Source organism: Kutzneria sp. NPDC052558, from assembly GCF_044547355.1.
Lineage (GTDB): Bacteria > Actinomycetota > Actinomycetes > Mycobacteriales > Pseudonocardiaceae > Kutzneria.
The window spans coordinates 103,822-123,469 of sequence record NZ_JBIUAG010000021.1 but is presented as its reverse complement, the minus strand read 5'-3'; the positions used below and the strand labels follow the sequence as shown (position 1 = coordinate 123,469).

Annotated in this window: 13 protein-coding genes; 6 read left to right on the top strand and 7 right to left on the bottom strand. The window is 70.0% G+C overall.

Annotated elements, in window-relative coordinates:
- The first annotated feature begins 1 nt into the window (after position 1).
- Both ACIG5F_RS32070 and ACIG5F_RS32065 read left to right on the top strand, forming a co-directional pair.
- The gene (locus tag ACIG5F_RS32070; RefSeq protein ID WP_396523657.1) at positions 2-199 is read left to right on the top strand and encodes a ferredoxin; all 198 of its coding nucleotides are present in this window, start codon (positions 2-4) and stop codon (positions 197-199) included.
- On the top strand, positions 196-1,332 hold the full coding sequence (locus tag ACIG5F_RS32065) for an NAD(P)/FAD-dependent oxidoreductase (RefSeq protein WP_396523656.1): 1,137 nt from the start codon (positions 196-198) through the stop codon (positions 1,330-1,332). Before ACIG5F_RS32070 ends, ACIG5F_RS32065 begins: the two co-directional genes overlap by 4 nt.
- Positions 1,333-1,542: 210 nt before the next feature.
- Here ACIG5F_RS32065 and ACIG5F_RS32060 read toward each other — a convergent pair whose 3' ends face one another.
- Entirely contained in the window at positions 1,543-1,926 is a 384-nt protein-coding gene (locus ACIG5F_RS32060; RefSeq protein WP_396523655.1) for a VOC family protein, read from the bottom strand.
- A 139-nt stretch (positions 1,927-2,065) separates the two neighbouring features.
- Between ACIG5F_RS32060 and ACIG5F_RS32055 the strand changes: the two genes are divergently transcribed.
- The 3 genes from ACIG5F_RS32055 (at position 2,066) to ACIG5F_RS32045 (ending at position 5,852) form a co-directional block, all read left to right on the top strand.
- Entirely contained in the window at positions 2,066-2,974 is a 909-nt protein-coding gene (locus tag ACIG5F_RS32055; RefSeq protein WP_396523654.1) for a ribonuclease Z, read from the top strand.
- Positions 2,971-3,108: a hypothetical protein gene (locus ACIG5F_RS32050; RefSeq protein ID WP_396523653.1), complete on the top strand. Its 138-nt coding sequence runs from the start codon at positions 2,971-2,973 to the stop codon at positions 3,106-3,108. Before ACIG5F_RS32055 ends, ACIG5F_RS32050 begins: the two co-directional genes overlap by 4 nt.
- 89 nt (positions 3,109-3,197) lie before the next feature.
- Complete coding sequence (locus tag ACIG5F_RS32045) at positions 3,198-5,852, top strand: P-loop NTPase fold protein (protein WP_396523652.1); 2,655 nt, start codon at positions 3,198-3,200, stop codon at positions 5,850-5,852.
- Between the two features lie 134 nt (positions 5,853-5,986).
- Here the strand turns inward: ACIG5F_RS32045 and ACIG5F_RS32040 are convergent, their stop codons facing one another.
- Together ACIG5F_RS32040 and ACIG5F_RS32035 are read right to left on the bottom strand one after the other, a co-directional pair.
- Positions 5,987-9,880: a glycoside hydrolase family 3 C-terminal domain-containing protein gene (locus tag ACIG5F_RS32040; RefSeq protein WP_396523651.1), complete on the bottom strand. Its 3,894-nt coding sequence runs from the start codon at positions 9,878-9,880 to the stop codon at positions 5,987-5,989.
- Positions 9,881-10,051: 171 nt separating this feature from the next.
- Entirely contained in the window at positions 10,052-13,600 is a 3,549-nt protein-coding gene (locus ACIG5F_RS32035) for a glycoside hydrolase family 3 C-terminal domain-containing protein (RefSeq protein WP_396523650.1), read from the bottom strand.
- Positions 13,601-13,755: 155 nt separating this feature from the next.
- Here ACIG5F_RS32035 and ACIG5F_RS32030 point away from each other — a divergent pair, with 155 nt between their 5' ends.
- The gene (locus ACIG5F_RS32030; protein ID WP_396523649.1) at positions 13,756-14,949 is read left to right on the top strand and encodes an ROK family transcriptional regulator; all 1,194 of its coding nucleotides are present in this window, start codon (positions 13,756-13,758) and stop codon (positions 14,947-14,949) included.
- 300 nt (positions 14,950-15,249) lie between these two features.
- Here the strand turns inward: ACIG5F_RS32030 and ACIG5F_RS32025 are convergent, their stop codons facing one another.
- The 4 genes from ACIG5F_RS32025 to ACIG5F_RS32010 form a co-directional block, all read right to left on the bottom strand.
- The gene (locus ACIG5F_RS32025; RefSeq protein WP_396523648.1) at positions 15,250-16,518 is read right to left on the bottom strand and encodes a ThuA domain-containing protein; all 1,269 of its coding nucleotides are present in this window, start codon (positions 16,516-16,518) and stop codon (positions 15,250-15,252) included.
- Between the two features lie 255 nt (positions 16,519-16,773).
- Positions 16,774-17,241 (bottom strand): DUF1772 domain-containing protein, encoded by a 468-nt coding sequence (locus ACIG5F_RS32020; protein ID WP_396523647.1) that lies wholly within the window; start codon positions 17,239-17,241, stop codon positions 16,774-16,776.
- 43 nt (positions 17,242-17,284) lie between these two features.
- A complete protein-coding gene (locus ACIG5F_RS32015) occupies positions 17,285-18,412 on the bottom strand; it encodes a serine hydrolase domain-containing protein (protein WP_396523646.1) in 1,128 nt (375 codons plus the stop codon).
- Positions 18,413-18,441: 29 nt separating this feature from the next.
- On the bottom strand, positions 18,442-19,575 hold the full coding sequence (locus tag ACIG5F_RS32010) for a cytochrome P450 (protein WP_396523645.1): 1,134 nt from the start codon (positions 19,573-19,575) through the stop codon (positions 18,442-18,444).
- Positions 19,576-19,648: the final 73 nt, after the last annotated feature.

Below are 19,648 nucleotides of genomic sequence, written 5' to 3'. Positions count from 1 at the left end.
CATGAAGGTTGTCATCGATCAGGACAAGTGCGTCGGCGCCGGGCAGTGTGTGCTGCTGGCCCCGGACGTGTTCGACCAGCGCGACGAGGACGGCATCGTCGTGCTGCTCAACGAGTTCCCGCCGGCCGAGCTGCACGACGACGTGCGGCAGGCCGCCCGGGTGTGCCCGGCGCTGGCCATCGAGCTGGACGAGTCGTGATCGCCGTTGTCGGGGCGTCGGCCGCGGGCCTGACCGCGGCCCAGACGCTCCGGCGCGAGGGCTACGACGGGCCGCTGACGGTGATCGGCGACGAGGACCTGATGCCGTACGACCGGCCGCCGCTGTCCAAGCAGATCCTGTCCGGGGACTGGGAACCGTCGAAGATCGCCCTGCCCTGCGCCGTCGAGGACATCGAGTGGCGGCTGGGGGTGCGGGCCACCGGGCTGGACGTCGGGGGCCGGCGACTGGCACTGTCCACAGGGGACGATCTGGCCTACGACAAGCTGGTCATCGCCACCGGGGTCACGCCGCGGCGGCTGCCGTTCGGGCAGGAGCTGGCCGGCGTGCACACGCTGCGAACGCTGGCAGATGCCCTGGCGTTCAAGGAGGAGCTGGCCGCGGCGGGGTCGGTGGTGATCGTCGGGGCCGGCTTCATGGGGTCCGAGGTCGCGGCCGTCGCCTCGGGTCTTGGCGCGGACGTCACCGTGGTGGATCCCCTGACCGCGCCCATGATCCGCCAGTTCGGGCCGTGGCTCGGGGGCCTGGTCGCCAAGCTGCACGCCGATCACGGGGTGCGGCTGCGGTTGGGAGTCGGCGTCACCGGATTCGTCGGCACGCAACGGGTTCGCGGGGTGTCGTTGGCCGACGGGACCGTGCTGCCGGCCGATGTCGTGCTGGTGGCCATCGGCTCGGTTCCCAACACGTCGTGGCTGGCGGGCAGCGGCCTGTCGCTGACCGACGGCGTCGACTGCGACTCGCTGTGCCGGGCCGCGCCCAACGTCGTGGCCGCCGGCGATGTCGCCTCGTGGACGCATCCGGTGCACGGCCGGCGGATCCGGGTCGAGCATCGGATGAACGCCACCGAGCAGGGCATGGCCGCCGCGCGGACCCTGCTGGGCAAGGGCGAGCCGTACGCGCCGATCCCGTACTTCTGGACCGACCAGTACGACGTGAAGATCCAGGCCTACGGCACTTTCCCCGAGGGCGCAACGCCTTGCGTCGCCGCCGGCGACGTCGGGGCCGGTCGTTTCGCCGCCGTGCACGTGGAGGACGGCCGGGTCACCGGGGTTGTCGGCTGGAACCTCCCCCGCGATACCCGGCAGCTGCGCGCCCGCATCGGCGAGCCGGCCTGATCCTCGGCCGGTCCCTGCCGGGGACCGGCTTTCCGGGGAAGGCTCGGCCCTCTCGGGGGAGGGTCGGGCCCCACCCTCCGGAAGCCCGACCTCCCCCTCTGGGGCCGGGCTTCCGGCTTCCCCCTCCGGATGCCTGATCTGCCCCTCTGAGGCCGTGTCATGAAGGGGCCCTTCCTCTCGTTCAACGCGAGGAAGGGCCCCTTCATGACATCAGGCGGCGCTGCCGTAGTCGCGGGTGATGACCTCCAGGTTGTGGTTGTCGGGGTCGGGGAAGTAGAAGCCCCGTCCGCCGTCGTTGGTGTTGATCTGGTTGGCCCGCTGGTGCTGCGGATCGGCCCAGTAGGGCAGGCCGGCGGCGCGGATCCGGTCGAAGATGGGCTGGAACTGGTCGTCGGCGACCTTGAAGGCGAAGTGCAGCTGGGCGATGTCGCCGTCGGCGTGCATGAAGTCGAGGCTGAGGTGGTTGTCCAGCTGGACCACCTGGAACGGCCCGAACGTGACCGGCGCGGCCACGCCGAGAACCTCGGCCAGGAACGTCGCCGACTTGTGCGGGTCGGAGGCGGGGACGATGGTGTGGTTCAGTTCGATTGCCATGTCACCCACCGTAGAACTTCCATCACGCTGGAGGTCTAGTCTCCGGGCGCTGGCATTGCCGGGTGACGATGACATCGACATCTGGGCGAGCCGCGAATTGGCGTGGCGGCGACCGCCGCCGATCGCCCAGGATGGGCGGGTGTCCCAGCGTGAACTCGTGGTGCTCGGCTCGGCCAGCCAGACGCCGACCCGGCACCGCAACCACAACGGCTACCTGCTGCGGTTCGACGCGGAGGGCATCCTGTTCGACCCGGGCGAGGGCACGCAGCGGCAGATGATCCAGGCCGGCCGCACGGCCACGGAGATCACCCGCATCTGCGTGACCCACTTCCACGGCGACCACAGCCTGGGCCTGGCCGGCACCATCCAGCGGCTGTCGCTGGACAACGTCCCGCACCCGGTGCGGTGCTACTACCCGGCTTCGGGACAGGTGTACTTCGACCGCCTGCGGTACTCGACTTCCTTCCACGAGCGGGCAACTCTGGTCACCGTACCGTTGCAAGTGGACGGTCAGGTGGACCCGCTGCTGTCGGTGGCGGCCCTGGATCACCGCATCGACTGCTACGGCTACCGCGTGGCCGAGCCGGACGGCCGGCGCATGCTCCCCGAGCGCCTCGCCGAGTTCGGGATTCGCGGCCCGCGGGTCGGCCAGCTGCAACGGGACGGCGTCGTCGAGGTCGACGGCCGCAGGGTCACGGTCGAGGAGGTCAGCGTCTTCCGCCCGGGCCAGGTCTTCGCGTTTGTCATGGACACCCGCATGTGCCCGGGCGCGCTGACCCTGGCCCGGGACGCGGATCTCCTTGTCGCCGAGTCGACTTTTCTCGACCAGGACCGGGATCTGGCCCACCGCTACCGCCACCTCACCTCCCGCGAGGCCGGCCGCCTGGCCGCCGAGGCCGGGGCGCGGGAGCTGGTGCTGACCCACTTCTCCCAGCGCTACCCCTACGACGAGGCCGAACGCTTCCGCGAGGAGGCGGCGCTGGAGTTCAAGGGCGAGATCCACCTGGCGGTAGACCTGGCCACCATCCCCTTCCCGGCCCGCCGATGAGCTGGCTGCATCCGGACGTCGAGGTCCGCCGCTCGGCCATCGAAGGCAGCGGTCTGTTCGCCACCCGCCCCATCCCCGCCGGCACGGTCGTCGCCCGGCTCGACGGCACCCTGGTGACGACCGCCGGGGCGTGATCACCAGGGACGACTGGCGGCACGTGGACTTCGAGGGCCACGCCGTGCCGGCGGTCCTGCGGCGGCGGTGATTTGCGACAATCGCCGGCATGGCGGAGGAGTACCGGGTCGGCGTGATCGGTGGCGTCGAGTTCGGGTTCGTGCTCACCGACCGGCCGTGGGAGCTGGCCATCGACGGCATCGTGGTGTCGGTCGGCGACGGCCTCGGCAGCCTCGGCGAGGCGCTGGAGGCCGAGTTCCCGGTCCCGTTGTGGACCGAGACCAACTTCCTGGCGGTCTCCGCCGAGCACGCGGTGGTCGTCGACCTGCCCGCCCATCCCAAGAGCCAGCTGCGCAAGGCGATTCTGGCGACCCCGCGGAGCGATCGTGGCGCGGAGGTCACGACGGCGTCGGTCATCACGGCCACCCGGGCGGCCATGACCGCGGCCGGCGGCGCCGGCGTCTACGCGCTCGGATTGCCACTGCTGGGGACCGGCGCGCTCGGTGAGGATCCGGTCAAGGTCGCCCACGCGATGGTGCCGGCGGCGGTCTCCGTGGTGCAGAGTCTGCCCGGCCTGCGGCGGGTCGTCTTCTTCGGCCGGAACCAGAGCACCGTGGCCGCAATCCGGAAGGAGTTCGCCGAACTCGGCTTCGCCGCCGCCGAGGTTCGGACACCCGAGGAATCCGGCGATCTGGCCGGGGGGATCTCCAGCGATCTGGTCGATCCGACCCAGCCGATCGCGCTGGATCGGGACCGGCTGGGGTTCGCGCCGTACGTGTCGATGCTGGCCACGGTGATCGCCGACCGGGAGACGCCGTTGCCGCTGTCGATCGGGGTGTTCGGGCCGTGGGGCGCGGGCAAGAGCTACTTCATGGGCCTGCTGCGCACCGAGGTGGGCCGGCTGGCCCGGCAGGACGACCGGTACTGCGGGGAGATCGCGCAGATCGCGTTCAACGCCTGGCACTACGCGGACAGCAACCTCTGGGCCAGCCTGGGCGACGAGATCTTCCGGCAGCTGGCGGGGACGGAGACCAAGCCGGCCGAGCGGGCCGAGCAGATCCGCACCGAGCTGGCCGGGCAGCTGGAACAGCGCAAGCAGTTGGAGGCGGCGACCCAGCAGGCCCGGGAGACCGCCGCCGATCTGCGGGCGCAGGTGGACAAGGCCACCGCCGACCGTGACGTCAGCGCCCGCGAACTCGTTGCGGCGATTGGGAAATCCACCGAGCTGCGGGCGGACATCGGCAAGCTCTGGGAGCGTCTGGGCATTCGGGACGAGGCCGAGCGGGGCAAGCTGCTGGCCGAGGAGCTGCGCGGAACGCTGACCGAGGCCGACGTCCTGCGCCGCGCGCCCCAGGAGCGGCGGGGCCGGGTCGCGTTGGCGGCAGCGGCGATTCTGTTGCTGGGCGGGCTGTTCACGGTGGCGATCGCGCCGGAGCTGCGGGCGTGGCTGGCCGGCGTCGGCGGGGCGTTCGCCCTGGTCGCGGGCTGGGGCACGTACGCGCTGGCCAAGGCCCGCTCCGGGCTGCGGGTGCTGCGGAAACTCACCGAGGACCTGCACTCGGGACTGGCCAGGGAAGCCGACGAATCCGTTGGCGACATGCTGGCGAAGCTGCGGGCGGCCGAGGCCGAACAGCTGGTCGCGGAGGCGCAGCTGAAACAGGTGGTCGAGCATGTGGGCGAGCTGGGGCGGGAGTTGGCGCAGCTGGCGCCGGGCAGCCGGCTCTACTCGTTCCTGGCCGACCGGGCCCGCAGCGACGCCTACAGCGGCAGCCTCGGCCTGATCTCGGTGATACGCAAGGACTTCAAGCAGCTCGTCGACCTGATGGCCGAGTGGCGGGACAACCCCGACCGCGGCGACTCGCCGCGGCGGCCGGTGGAACGCATCGTGCTCTACATCGACGACCTCGACCGGTGCAGCCCGCGCCAGGTGGTCGAGGTGCTGCAAGCCGTGCACCTGCTGCTGGCCTTCGAGTTGTTCGTGGTGGTGGTCGGCGTGGATCCGCGCTGGCTGCTCAGCTCGGTGCGCAGCCACTACGGCGAGATCCTCGACGGCCACGCCGGCCCCGAGGACTACCTGGAGAAGATCGTCAACATTCCCTTTGTGCTGCCGGGAATGGTGCACGGCAGCATGAGCCGGCTGCTGGGCGGCCTGGTGATCGCGGAGGAGTCGGCCGAGGCGTCCACGACGGCCGACGAACCGCGGTCGATCGCCGAGGTGCTCACGCCCGGCCTGATCACCGTCGAGCCAGGGTCCGAAGTGGACGCTCAGCGCCGGCCCCGCCGCGAGGCCGCGCCGCCGCGCCCGCTGACCCAGCCGGAGCTGGCGCTGCTGTCGGCGCTGGACCCGCTGGTGGCCACGCCGCGTGAGGCGAAGCGGATCGTCAACCTGTACCGCATGATCCGGGCCACCCGGAACCTCTCCGACGCGGCCAGCTTCCTGGGCGGCGAGTACCAGACGGTGATCGTCCTGCTCGGGCTGCTGACCGCCCCGGCCGACCTCGCCGGCGTCGTGTCCGACGCCCTGGTGCGCCGTCCGGCCGACACCCGCTGGGCCGCGTTCGTGGCGGAGTTGGCTCCGCGCAAGGAGAGGGACTCCTGGCGCAACGGCATCGCCGGGGAGATTCCCGACGAGGCCGTTGCCTGCTGGCGGCACCTGCACCACGGCCTGGCCCAGGTGTCGAGCCAACTGTCCATCGAGGACGTCTCCGCCCCGCAGGCCTGGATCTCCCGCATCCGCCGCTTCTCCTACGCCCTGGCCACCTAAAACCGCAGGTCACCCCGCGAGTCCCGCCCGCAGTCACACCGAACTGATGAATCCGTTTCACCAGTTCGGTGTGACGCTGAGCGGGACTCGCGGGGGTCGGCCGGGACAGGGGGAGACGGCCGAGGGGGTGGGGGTTAGGAGATGGTGACGGATCCGGTGAGGGGTAGTGCGCGGGAGGAGCCGCCGACGCGGATGGTGTTGGCGCCGGTGGCCTTGGTCCAGCCGTTGTTCCAGTACTGGAAGCTGCGGGCGTCCAGGGTGACCGAAACGTGTTGGGACTGCCCGGGGTTGAGGGTGACGCGGGTGAAGCCGCGCAGGCTGTTGGGCGGCTCGCCGGTGGCGGCGGGCTGGCCGACATAGACCTGGGCGACCTCGGCGCCGGCCCGGGAGCCGGTGTTGGTGACGTCGAAGCCGACCTGAACCGCGCCGGAACTGTCCGGAGTGGACACTGTGAGGTTCGAGTAGCCGTAGGTGGTGTAGGAAAGGCCGAAGCCGAACGGGAACATCGGCGCCTTGTTCTGGCTGTCGTACCAGCGGTAGCCGACGTTCACGCCCTCGGAGTACTGCACGGTGCCGTTCTGGCCCGGCCACTGGGCCGCCGAACTGGCCGGCACGTCGTTCAGCGAGTTCGGGAAGGTCACGGGCAGCTTGCCGGAGAAGTTGCTGTCACCGTAGAGAAGTGACGCGATGGCGGCCCCGTCCTCCTGACCGGGGAACCAGTTCTCCACGATGCCCCGCACCGAGTTGGCCCACGGCATGGTGACCGCCGAGCCGGAGTTGACCACGACGATGGTGTTGGGGTTGGCCGCGGCGACCTGGCTGACCAGGGTGTTCTGATCGGCCGACAGGTCGATGTTCTGGAGGTCGCCGCCCTCGGAACCGGCGTTGCTGACGAACACCACGGCGGTGGAGGCGGCCCGGGCCGCGGAAACGGCCTGTCCCAACAGGTCCTGGTTGGGGATCTGCCAGCCGAGGTTGAGCTGGCTGCCGCCGCCGTCCTGGAAGTAGTCGACCTCGATGCTCACCGGCTGCCCGGCGGTCAGCGTGATCGAGCCGGTCTTGGTGGTCGGCGGCTGGTCGGCCCAGTTGCTGATCACCTGCTGCCCGTTGACGAACAGCCGGCTGCCGTCGTCGCTGGTCAGCGAGAAGGTGTAGCTGCCGGTGGTGGGCGGGGTGAGGGCGCCGGTCCACTTGGCCGACCAGTTGGTCGCCGGCACGCCGGCGGTCGGGGACTGGGTGCCCCAGATGAAGTTGACGTTCGGGTCGGTCCGGGTCAGCAGCGGCGGGCCGGACAGGCCGGTGCCGCTGTAGAAGGTGGCGGTGAGGCCGTTGCCGAAGAACGACGGGTCGACGATCTCCCCGTTCGGCGCGGCCACGCCCTGCGAGTACGTGACGGTCGCGTTGCCGGCGCGGGCCTTGATGCCCTGGTACGGCGTGATCACGTGCGGCGCGTTGACGTGCGCGGAGCCGCCGCCGGCGGTCAGGGCGTTCTGCCCGGCGTCGTCGCCGATCACGGCGACGGAGCCGGAACCCAGTGGCAGCGCGGAGTTGCTGTTCTTCAGCAGCACACTGCCCTCGGTGGCGACCTGGTTGGCCACGGCGGCGTGCGCGTCGCTGGTCACCACGGAGTTGACGGTGCCGGTGGGGGAGTGGTCGAACAGCCCGGCCCGGAACATCGCCACCAGGATGGCCCGCACGTGACTGTCAATGGTGGCAACGGAAACCTGGCCGCTGGCCACCGCCTGGGTCAGCGCCGCGCCGTAGTACTGGCTGCCGTCCATCTCCATGTCCATGCCGTTGGTGACCGACGGGACGGTGGAGTGGGTGCCGCCCCAGTCCGAGGTGACGAAGCCGGCGAACCCCATCTGCTGGCGCAGGATCGTGTTCAGCAGCACCCCGTTCTCGCAGGCGAAGGTGCCGTTGATCTGCGAGTACGAGCACATCACCGAGTCGGTCTGGCCCTGCTGCACGGCCGCCTGGAACGCCGGCAGGTAGATCTCCTGCTGGGCCCGGTCGGAGACGACGGCGTTGTCCTGCGTGGTGTTGCGGTAGGTCTCCTGGTTGTAGACGGCGTAGTGCTTGACCTGCGTCATCGGGCCCTGGGCGCGAATGCCCTGGAGGTCGGCCGCGCCGAGCTGGCCGGCCAGGTACGGGTCCTCGCCCAGCGACTCGAACGCCCGACCCCAGCGCGGATCCCGGACGATGTTGATCGTTGGACCAAGGACGAGGTTCGCGCCCTTGCCCCACTCCTCGGCCCCGATCACGCCGCCGTACTGCTTCATCAGCGCGCTGTCCCAGGTCGCCGCCCCGGCCACCGGCGCCGGCAGCTGGGTGACGCCGACCGCGCCGTCGGCGACGCCGGCCGGCCCGTCCTGGAGGTGCAGGCCGGGGATGCCAAGGCGGGCAATGGGATCCACGCAGGCGCCGTAGCCGCAGGACGCTCCGCCGTGCATCATGGTCAGCTTCTCGTCGGTGGTCATCTGGGCCAGCAGCGCATCGGCCCGCTGTTCCGGCGAACCGGCCGGCGGCGGGGCGGAAGGCGTGCCGTAGACCTGGAACTCCGAGACCTGCCCGGCCGGCCAGCCGGTGTTGGCGGTGAAGGTCAGCCGCACGTACCGCTGCGCGCTGCCCGGCAGCGAGATCGTCACCGTGTTGCCGGTGGCCGGGTCGAAGCGATATCCGTTGCTGGCCACCAGGTTGGTGAAGGTCGTGCCGTCATTGCCGCCGCTGACCGTCAAGGTCTGCGTCCGCGCGCCCCAGGCCGTCGATGGCGGCAGGGTCAGCGTGATCGAGTTGACGGCGGTGGACGCGCCGAGGTCGACCTGAAGCCATTGCGGGAAGGCGTTGTTGGCGCTTTCCCAGTAGCTGCTGGTGTTGTTGTCGTTGGCGTTGCCGGGCGGGAAGCCGCCCTGCGAGCCGCTGGCGGTGATCGCCTTGCCCAGGGCCAGGTTCACGTCGGCCGGGGCCATCGAGCCCGGGTCGAATTTGTCCACCCAGTACTTGGTGCGGTCGAGGTAGGCGGTCGACGAGGCCGTGCCGGTCTGGCCGTACGCGCCGTCATAGGTGAGATATCCGTGCCCGGCCGGCGGATTCGAGCTCGCCGGCTCGATCTGGGAGCCCTCGTGCCACTCGTTGAACGAGGTCACCGACACCCAGTCCGGGTTGCCGCCGATGGTCGGGCTGAGCGCGTTGTTCCACGTCTTGTCGTACTCGGCCCCGTTGTCGCGGTTGACCGTCGGCGTGGTGTTGCCCGGCACCGCGCGGTCGTCGATGTAGCCGGGCGCGACGGAAGGAGCCCACACCATGCCGTGCTGATGGCAGTACGCCCCGGCGTTGGCCCAGCCGGGCGCGGTCGCGGCGGCGATGCCGTCGTAGGTGTACATGCCGTTGAAGTGCGCGACCTTCGTGGTGTCGGTGGTCTGGGCCAGCACGATGTTGCCGCCGGTCACCGAGTCCAGGGCCGACCAGTCGGTGATGTTGAGGCTGTCGAAGACGTAGAACGCGGGTTTGCCGCCGTGCAGGGGATCCCGGTAGAACGCCGGGCTCGACCCGTAGCGGGAGTTGATGTAGTTGACGTCGGAGGCCACCGAGGATCCGGTGCGGTTGCCGTACGGCTCGATGTGCCAGGCCACCCGGATCCCGTGCCGTGCGGCGGCGGCGAGCACGCCGGCGGCCAGACCGTCCTCATAGGACCCCTGACCCCACCAGCTGTAGATGATCACGCCCGCGCCGGACCGGGCGATCCAGGTCATCTGCTGGTCCACCGCGCCGTTGACATCGCCGGAGTCATACGCCCCGAGCGAGGGGTAGAAGTTGGCGCCGATGTCGTCCGGCGGGGTGTGGCCGCCCTGGTCCCAGTGCCGGTAGCTGCCGTTCACGGTCGGGCTGCCGTACCAGGGGTAGTAGAACAGCTGCACCTTGTCGGACAGGCCGGCCGCGTTGCGGGCCACCGCCGCCGGGGCGGTCACGGCGACCAGCGTGCCCAGCAGCAGGGCCGCTACGGCGATCAGACTTCTCAAGCTTCGCATGGCAGGGTCCATTCGGAAGCCGATGTAACAGGGAAGTGAACCGACCATAGGCTTCTGAACGGAAAGCTGCAATAGTTCGACTAGGTAGTGCAAGAAACCGACAGATACCGCCTCGGACGTGCGGAAACCCCGCCCGGTCGACGCTGACCGGGCGGGGCGCCGTGATCGCGATCAGCCGACGGCGATCGCGAACACGTGCAGCTTGGGCTGTCCCTGCGTGGCCACCGAGGTGACGTTGGGCAGGGTCACCACCGAGATCGTCTTGCCGGCCTGCAACGGCACCGACGAGTAGTACATGTTGACCTTCTGCGTCTGCTGCCCGCCACCGTTGTTGAGGTACGGCAGCGCGGCCACGACCTCCTCGCCCGGCAGCGACGGCGACTGCCACCAGTCGTTGAAGCCCAGCGCGAACTGCTGCGTGGTGCCGTCGGTGTAGACGATCGTGCCGCCGCCCGACGGCGTGCCGGAGTCGCCGGTGCCGATGAAGCCCAGCTTGCTGCCGGACCCGCTGAGCAGCACCGACTGCCCGCCGGTGAGCACGTTGTCCGGCTGTCCGCCGCCGGAGGTCGGCCAGGTGAAGGTCAGTCCGTCATGCTGCACGGCGCCGCCGGAGGTGAGCCCGGCCGCCGCCAGCGCCTGGGCCGAGTAGCTCAGGCCGCCGCCGTCCAGGTTGCCCTGCCCGGTGTTGTGGTCGTCGCTGATGCCGACGTTGTTGTAGGCCGCGGTGAACGACGCGTACGGCACCGACACCTGCCCGACATCCGTTCTGGTGCCGGCACTTGTGGTCGCCGAGGCGCTGAACGGAAACGCGCCGGGTGTGGCGTTCGCGGGCGCGGTGATCTGCCAGGTCGTCTTCACGGTCTGGCCGCCGGCCACCGACGGGAAGGTCGCCGCCGAGGTCGCCGTCGCCGTCCAGCCGGCTGGCGCGGTGACCGACATCGTCACGTTGCTGATCGCCGCGGTGCCGCCGTTGGCGAAGGTCGTGGTCGCGGTGATGCTGTCGCCGGCCTTGACGATCGGCGGGATGGACAGCGTAAGCGAGTGTCCGACGACGATCACCGCGGTGCCGGTGACCCCGTTGACCGTGACCTTGATCGTGGCCACGCCGTCGCCGGCCGCCCGCACCAGGCCCTTCGCGTCGACCGTGGCCACCGCGGTGTTGCTGGAGGCGTAGGTGACCTTGGCCTTGGAGAGGTCCACAAAGGACTGGTCGTTGTTCACGGCCATCACCACGTTGTCGGCGCTGGCGTGCTGCTGGCCGGTGTCGTCGGCGATCCACTTGTTCTTGCCGGTCAGGTCGATCGTGTCGCCGGCCCGGTACACGACCGCCTCCGGCTGGACGGTGACGTAGGAGATCTTCGGCGTGATCGCGCCGGTGACCGTGGTCTTCACCGTGCTGGCCACGTCGTGGGAGTTGGACGCCACCTGGAACTGGTACGTGCCGTTGTAGACGGTCTGCTTGGCGCCGTCCCACTGGGACAGGTCGGCGAGCTTGACCGGGATGGTGATCTTCTGCGACTGCCCCGGCTTGAGCACGCCGGTCTTCTTGAAGCCGGCCAGCCGCTTGATCGGCAGTTCCACGTTGGGCACGGTGAACTGCTGCGCCGCATAGAGTTGCGCCACCGTCGCGCCGGCGGCCTTGCCGGTGTTGGTGACGGTGAACGAGACGTTGACGGTGCCGTCGGCGGTGACCGTGGACTTGTCGATCGTCGCCGGCGAGTAGCCGAACGTCGAGTAGCTCAGGCCGTAGCCGAACGGATAGCTGGGCGTGCCGGTGAAGTACTGGTAGGTCCGCCCGAGGCCGTTGGTCTCGTTCGGGGCCAAACCGTAGTCGTTCATCGGCGGCAGCTGCGAATCGTCCTTGTACCAGGTGAAGTTGAGATGCCCGCTGGGATTCTGCTTGCCGGTCAGCACATCGGCCAGCGCCGCGCCCTGGGCCTGCCCGTTGTAGCCGGAGAACACGATCGCCGGCACGCTGGCCTGGATGTCGTCGAGCACGACCGGGCCGTCGGACTGCACCACCAGCGCGGTGTTCGGGTTGCCCAGCGCCGCGACCTGCGTGATCAGCGAGTGGTAGTTGCCGGGCAGCGCCAACGTGCTGCGGTCATGCCCCTCGTTGGCCACAGTTCCATCCGTGCCAACGAATTCCACCACCAGGTCGGCGCTCTTGATGTCCGCCTGGGTCTGCGCCGACAGCGTGGCCGGGCCGGTCGAGCCGGTGGACGTGCCGGCGGCGTCGAAGATCACCTGCGCGTCGGGCAGCGCGGCCTTGATGCCGCCGACCGCCCCGACCTGCACGTTGGGCTGGCCCGAGTAGTTGCCCAGGGTGACCTTGTTGGCCATGTCGCCGAGGATGACGACCTTCTTCACCTTGGCCGGCGTCACCGGCAACACGCTGTGGTCGTTCTTCAGCAGCACCAACGAGTTGTCGGCCACCTTCTGGGCAAGGTCCTGGTGGGCCGGGCTCTGGATGACCGACTTGGTGATCTTCGTGTACGGCACGCTGCCGGCCGGGTCGAACTCGCCGGTCGCCATCCGGACCGTGAACACCGGCACCAGGGCGGAATCCAGCACGCCCTCGCTGAGCACGCCGGCGTTGATCGCCTCCTGGATGTTGGGCAGGGTGTTCTCCTCGCCCGGGCAGTTCAGCGCGGTGCCGGCCCGCAGCGAGAAGGCCTGGCCGCCGGCTGCGCCGGACACCTTCTGCCCGGAGGCGGTGTTGGTCCAGGTCGCGCCCGACCCCTTGCCGTCGGTGGTCCAGCCCGGCGGGGCCCAGTTGTGGCCGTCGTTGGGCTGCTTGTAGGTGGTGCCCACCGCACCGCAGTCGGAGGTGATGTAGCCGCCGAAGCCGTAGGTCCGCTGGGCCAACTCGTTGGTGGTGTAGGTGTTGGCCACCGACGGCGTGCCGTTGATCGCGTTGTACGAGGTCATCAGGCCGGAGACGTGCGCGTTCTCGATCAGGTCGCGGAACTGCGCGGTGTAGTAGTCGCGGATGTCGGCGTCGCTGGCGTCGGAGCTGATGCCGGTGCGGTTGAGCTCGACGTCGTTGAGCGCGTAGTGCTTGGCCGTGGCCGCCACCTTGAGATAACCGTTGGCGGACTTGCCGTTCAGGTCGTTGCCCTGGTAGCCGTCGACGAACGCGCCGGCGATCTGCCCGACCAGGTACGGGTCCTCGCCGAAGGCCTCGTCGGTGCGGCCCCAGCGCGGGTCGCGGTCCATGTTGACCGTCGGCGCCCAGTAGGTCAGGGAGCCGTAGTTGTTGACGTCCGGCCCGATGTTGTTGGCGCTGACACCCCACAGCGACTTGTCCAGGAAGCCGCGGACCTCGTCGGAGACCGCGGTCGTCTCCTGGTAGACCAGGTCGGGGTCCCAGGCCATGCTGGACGCGAAGTTGGTGGGGAAGCTGGTGGCGTGCACCTGCTCCGGCGGGGTGTTGGGATTGGTCGACGCGCCCAGCCGGTTGATGCCGTGCTGGCCCTCGTTCCAGTAGGTGTACTGCTGCACCCCGAGTCTGGGGATCGCCGGCCCGCTGTTCGTGGACAGCTGGCGGACCTTCTCCTCCAGCGTCATCCGGGACACCAGGTCGGCCGCGCGCTCGGCGAACGAGTAGTGCGTGTCCTTGTAGACGGGTAAGGGATCGGTGGCAGCCGCGCTGCCACTGGTCAGGCCGAGGGCGCAGATCACCGCGCACGCCGAGGCCACAGTCGCCGATATCCGCATGACTTGGCTGCCTCCGTCGTTGGAGAAGCTCCGGTGTGCGGGGCTGGCGGCTAGGCCATTATGGCTGGTTTTAGCCCAAAAATGGCGCCCCGACGGGACTACGATGCCCAGGATTGTCTGGTAGTGGCCCTAAGTCAAGGTGTTACCGTGACCGCATGGCGCAGGCTCCGCTCAACCTGAGGGAAGAGGGCCGGCTGCGGGTGTTGCAGGCCCTGCACCGCACCGGACACAGCAGCCGGGTGGAGCTCGTCCGCCGGACCGGGCTGTCCAAGGCGACCGTGTCCACGCTGGTCGCGGACCTGATGGCCGCCGGCCTCGTGCGCGAGGACGACGAGCCGCCGGACGCGGCCCGCCGCACCGGCCGGCCCGCGCAGGCGCTGTCCCTGGTGCCGACCGCGGCGTACGCCATCGGGGCCGACATCGGGCACCAGCACGTCAGGGTGGTGCTGTGCGACCTGCTCGGCGCGCCGCTGTGGGACCGGTTCGTGGTCAAGGAGGTGGACCGGGAGCCGGCGCAGACCCTGGACCTGGTGGCCGACCTCGTCGCGCAGGCGTTGGCGGACAACGCCATTCCGGCCGAACGGGTGCTGGGCATCGGCACCGGCATCGCCTCGCCGGTGGACAAGAGCGGCGAGCTCGGCAACTCGATGATCATGTCCGCCTGGGCCGGGCTGCGGCCGGCCTGGGAGCTGGAGCGGCGCACTGGACTGACCGGTCTGGTCACCAACGACGCCAACGCCGGCGCCCTGGCCGAGCGGCTCTACGGCGTCGCCCGCGACACCGGGGACATGGTCTACGTCCGGCTGTCGGCCGGCATCGGCGCCGGCATTGTCGTTGACGGACAACTGATGCTCGGCGCCCGCGGCCTGGCCGGCGAGGTCGGGCACCTGCTGGCCGAGCCCGGCGGGCGGATCTGCCGCTGCGGCAACCGGGGCTGCCTGGAGACCGTCGCCAGCCCCGTCGCCGTCGCCGAGCTGCTGGCCCGCAGCTGGGGCGAGCCCGTCACGCCGCTGGACCTGCCCCGCCTCGTCGCCGAAGGCAACGCCGGCGCCTGCCGGGCCGTCGAGGACGCCGGCGAGGCCGTCGGCCGCGTGCTGGCGTCGGTCGTGACCTTGGTCGACCCGGAACTCGTTGTGGTGGGCGGAGATCTGGCCTCGGCCGGGGAGCTGGTCCTGGCCCCGGTCCGGTGGAACATCCGCAAGCACGCCCTGTCGTTGGGGGCGCGTCAGGTGTCCGTGGTGGCCGGGGAGCTGGGCGACCGGGCCGAAGTCCGGGGCGCGGCGGGCATCGTGCTGTCCAACGCCCCTCGTCTGCTGGCCACCGCCGGCGTGGACCTGGCGGCCGGCTAGACCCACCGACTCCCCGCCCGCCGACTCCCTGCCCCGCCGATTCCCCGCCCGCCGACTCCCCGCCCCGCGCCGCCCCCGCCGACTCCCGCGCCGCCCCCGCGCTGGTCCTACGCGCCGGCCCTAGGCGCCCGCGCCCGCTTCAGCGCCCATGATCAACGCTCGTTTCCTCTCGCTGAACGCCAGGAAAGGCCCCTTCCACGCGTCCAAGATGCCATGAAGGGGCCCTTCCACGCGTCTAACGTTATGAAGGGGCCCTTCCTGACGTTGAACGTCAGGAAGGGCCCCTTCATGACATCTGGGTCAGGGCTGTTGCTGGAGGCGGAAGGACTGCGAGGCGACGCCGGTGCAGGTGGCCTGGGTCAGCTGCGTGCCGTCACCCGAACCGGACGTGGTCAGGCACTTCTGGGTGGCCATGCTGGTGAAGTGCCAGTAGCCGCCGCCCTCCTGGACCGCCTGCCACTGCTGGTTCGTGCCGCCGCCGAAGGCCCACAGCTGGATGCCGGCGCCGTCGGCGGTGGAGCGGCCCGACACGTCCAGCGATTCCGCGGTGTTGCCACGGTTGTTCACGCGCAGCCACGGGCCGTTCGTGCCCTGGAACTGGAACTGCTGGCCGGTGCTGTTGTTGCAGGCGTACTGCTGGATCACGGTGCCGTTGGCGGTGCCGCCGCTACGCGCGTCGACGCATTTGCTGTTGCCCTTGTTCACCAGGCTGAAATAGGCGCCCGGGTTGATCTGGTCGGTCGGCGCGTCGGTGGTGGCGCCGCCGCCCAGCCAGAGCAGGCCGTCGATGATGAACTTGTCCTGGACCGGATCGGCGAACGTCGACGAGAGCGGCGTCTTCGTCGTGTAGTTCATCGCGTCGTGGCCGAAGTTGGCGTACAGCATCTTGAAGTTCTTGTTGGTCCACAGAATCGGGTAGTACCCGCTGTACCACGACTGGTTGGGGTCGGTGCCGACCGGGAAGCTGGAGGCGTCGACCGAGGCCAGGACCTGGATGTTCGGGTTCTGCCGCAGGTCGTTCTGCCAGCTGTACCATTCGCTGACGCCGGCCATCCACGTCGTCGGCAGGCGGCGGGTCGCGGCGTGGGCCGAATCGGTGTGCAGAATGGCCGTCGTCGGGAACCAGGTGTTGTTGTTGAACGTCCCGGTGCCCATGAGCGTCTGGTTGAACCACGACCAGTTCGTGCCCGAGTCGTTGTACGCCGACACGTGCCAGCCGAAGTAGGCGCCGCCGTGCGTCATGTAGTTCTGGAAACCGGCCCGCTGGCCGGAATCGGTCGGGACGTCGTCGAGGAACATGACCACGTTGGCCGTGGCCGTGGTCAGGGTGTTCAGCATCGACCAGTTGTTCGTCTGCGTGTACGAGAAGTTGTACTGGGTGGCGACCTGGGGGAACCAGATTGCCGCCTCCTTCTCGAATGCGATGTGCGCGTCGTCGTACGTGCCGCTGTAGAAAGCCAACACCTTGAACTGCGGCGCCTGCGGCGCGGCCGGAGCGTTGGCCGCCACGGACAACACCATCAGCATCGACAGCGCGGCGACGACGGCGCGCATGATCCTCGATTTCACCTGACTGGACCCTCTTCCGTTCAGGGCGACGGGGTAGGGGCCGTCCGAGCTGGCGGTCTGCGGAGCGACGTGCAGTCAAGAGAGCATAAATCCCACACTTAGTTCAAGACTCTAATTAGGCGAGTGACGACGTTCGGAGCAACGGTCACGGGTGCTGGGCCCGGTGGCGCTGGACGGTGTCCTGCGTCAGGCGGAGCGAATCGTATTCTTCACGGCCTGAGTTTTTTCGCGACACCTAGCGGGAATTGCTGCCCGTCAGGTGAGTGCGAGCGTGACGACCAATGCCGCCAGCGCGGCGGTGGTGCCGAGCGTGCGCACGTTGTTCCAGCGCACCCAGCGCTGCTCGAACGCCCGCCAGGCCGACCCTGGATCGGCCGCATCGGCCCGGTCCAGGGCCAAGTTGAGCGGGATGTTGACCCGGAAGGTGATCACCAGCGCCGAGCCGAACAGGAGCAGGCCCAGCGCTTCGCCGAGGACCCGCGGCCAGTTGCCGGCGACGGCGTCGGCGACCAGCGACACCGCCGTCAGCAGCGGGGCCCCGGCGAAGCTGAGGGCGAACACGGGATTCTGGATGGATGTGTTGATCCGCTGCATGGTCTGCACGCGGACGGCGTCGTCGCTGTGCCGCAAGGCCGGCATCACGGCACAGCTGAAGGCGTAGAACAGCCCGGCGCCCAGTCCGGTCGCCACGGTCGCCAGCACCAGTACGACTTGTCCGAACATGCCGGGAGTCAAGACCCGCCGGCGCTGTCCGTCAACGGCAACTTCAGGCCGCGGTCGCCGCCGCGTGCACCGCCTTGATCAGCCCGTGGTTCTCGGGGCCCGGGCCGCCGGGGAAACCGAAGCGCCGCCGCACGTAGCCGTAGGCGATGCCGTTGCGGGGATCGGCGAACGACTCGGTGCCGGGTGCGCCGGCGTGGCCGAACGCGCCCTGCCCGAGCACCGGATACGCCGTCGCCGCGCTGATGAAGCCGAGACCGAACGCCTGCGGGTTGCGGGTGACGATGTCGGTGCCGACCGAGTGGATCTGGCCGACCGCCGCGATCGTGTCCGGCTTGAGCAGGTCGGTGATCGCGGCCGTGTAGAAGTCGGCCAGGCCGCGCGCGGTGCCCACACCGCCGACCGAGGCCGGGCCGAGCTCGCGGACCACCCGGTGGTTGGGCAGCTCCTGGAGATCGGCCGCCCCGGGATGGTTGCGGTTGAAGGCGATCCCGGTGAGGCTGTTCGGCCCGGTGGCATTGGCCTGCAACTGCGCCAGCTGCTCCGGCGTCGGCCGCATCGGTTGCGTGGTAAGGAAACGCGGCTCCAGCTCGGCCGGTAGGCCCAGGTAGAAGTCGATGCCCCGCGGGCCGCGCACCCGCTCCTCGTGCAGCTGTTGGATGCTGCGGCCCGTCACCCGGCGCACGACCTCGCCCGTGAGCGCCCCGATGACCAGCGCGTGGTAGCCGAACGCCGTGCCCGGCCGCCAGTAGGGACGCTGGCCGGCCAGCCGCTCGGCGATGATCCGGTCGTCGGCGATCTCCTCGATGCGGAACCCGCCGTCCGCGCCGACCACGCCGGCCCGGTGCGAGATCAGGTCCCGCAGCGTCACCTCGCCCTTGCCCTCGGCCGCGAACTCCGGCCAGTAGTCGGCCACCCGCCGGTCCAGGTCGAGCACGCCGTCCTGCACCAGCAGCGCCACCACCAGATGCGCCGCGCCCTTGGTCGCCGAGAACACCCCGACCAGCGAGTCGGCGGTGACGTCCGGGCCCGTCCACAGGTCCACGACCCGCTCCCCGCGGACGTTGACCGCCAGCTGCGCCGAGTAGTCCTCTCCCTCGGCGGCCGCGATCGCCGCGAACTCGTCCCGCACGGCCTCGTACCCGGGCGCGACGGCGCCTTGTGGTGTGGTCACGTCGCCTTACAAGTCGGCGGCCCGGCCGGCTATTCCCCGTCGAACCGGATCGGCAGGGCCGACAGCCGCCAGGTGCCCGGATCCGGGCTGCGCACCGGTTCGCCGGCCAGGCGCATCTCGGGGAAGCGGTCGAACAGGGCCGTCAACGCCACCTCCGTCTCCACCCGGGCCAACGCCGCCCCGAGGCAGAAGTGCGGTCCGTGGGCGAAAGCCAAGTGCCCCAACGCTCCTGGGGCTCGGGTCAGGTCCAGGCGGTCCGGGTCGGGGAACGCCTCCGGGTCGCGGTTGGCCGACAGCATCGAGACGCTGACCGGCTCGCCCCGGGGAATGGTCACGCCGCCGATCTCCACGTCCTCCGCCGCGAACCGTGGCGTCGTCAGCAGCTGCGGCGTGCACCAGCGCAACAGCTCCTCCACCGCCCTCGGCATCAGCGACCGGTCCTCGCGCATGAGTCGCAGCTGCTCGGGATGCCGCAGCAGCGCCTCCACCGCGTTGGCGATGAGGTTGCCCGGCACCTGCCCGGCGAGCACGAGGTGCCAGACCAAGACGACCAGGTCGTCGTCGCACGCCCCGGTCTTGACCAGTTCTCCCAGTACGCCACCGTTGTCGTCCGCCTGCCCGACCGCGGCCCTGGCGCCGGCGATCACGTCGGGGATGGCTTCCTGGAAGGCCTGTCCATGCCCGCTGACCACCGCCGTCCCGACCCGGCGCCACAGCGGACGGTCGGCCTCGGGGATGCCGACGAGCTCGCAGATGACCTCGATCGGCAGCGGCCAGGCGAAGTCGGCCAGCAAGTCGAACCGGTCGGGCAGTCGTCGGACGAGCGTGTCGGCGAGCTGCTGGATCCGTGGCCGGAACTCGGCGGCCCGGCGGGCGGTGAAGGCGGGGGAGACGAGCCGGCGCAGGCGGGAGTGGTCGGGCCCGTCGAGCTCGCCGAGGTTGGGAGTGTCGGGCAGGCCCGCCGGCCGCATCGTGTAGCTGGCCCGGCTGAGCCGGAATCGAGGGTCGGTCAGCACCAGGCGGGCGTGCTCGTGCCTGGTGACGATCCATAACGTGCCCAGGCCCGGCACCGGCATCCGGGCCACGGGGGAGTCGGCGCGGGCGGCGGCGTAGGTGGCGACCGGGTCGAGCAGCACGGTGGGGTCGGACGGGTCCAGCTGCATGATCGCTCCATTCAGATGATGAGATCATATGTTTCTACCATCTGAGTGGTGACGGTATCTTCGGGCCGGTGTC

Bases quoted from the DNA above. Each gene is read 5' to 3' on its own strand.
- ACIG5F_RS32010 (WP_396523645.1), bottom strand. From the start codon at position 19,575: ATGCAGCTGGACCCGTCCGACCCCACCGTGCTGCTCGACCCGGTCGCC.
- ACIG5F_RS32045 (WP_396523652.1), top strand. From the start codon at position 3,198: ATGGCGGAGGAGTACCGGGTCGGCGTGATCGGTGGCGTCGAGTTCGGG.
- ACIG5F_RS32020 (WP_396523647.1), bottom strand. From the start codon at position 17,241: ATGTTCGGACAAGTCGTACTGGTGCTGGCGACCGTGGCGACCGGACTG.
- ACIG5F_RS32040 (WP_396523651.1), bottom strand. From the start codon at position 9,880: ATGCGAAGCTTGAGAAGTCTGATCGCCGTAGCGGCCCTGCTGCTGGGC.
- ACIG5F_RS32035 (WP_396523650.1), bottom strand. From the start codon at position 13,600: ATGCGGATATCGGCGACTGTGGCCTCGGCGTGCGCGGTGATCTGCGCC.
- ACIG5F_RS32070 (WP_396523657.1), top strand. From the start codon at position 2: ATGAAGGTTGTCATCGATCAGGACAAGTGCGTCGGCGCCGGGCAGTGT.
- ACIG5F_RS32030 (WP_396523649.1), top strand. From the start codon at position 13,756: ATGGCGCAGGCTCCGCTCAACCTGAGGGAAGAGGGCCGGCTGCGGGTG.
- ACIG5F_RS32060 (WP_396523655.1), bottom strand. From the start codon at position 1,926: ATGGCAATCGAACTGAACCACACCATCGTCCCCGCCTCCGACCCGCAC.
- ACIG5F_RS32050 (WP_396523653.1), top strand. From the start codon at position 2,971: ATGAGCTGGCTGCATCCGGACGTCGAGGTCCGCCGCTCGGCCATCGAA.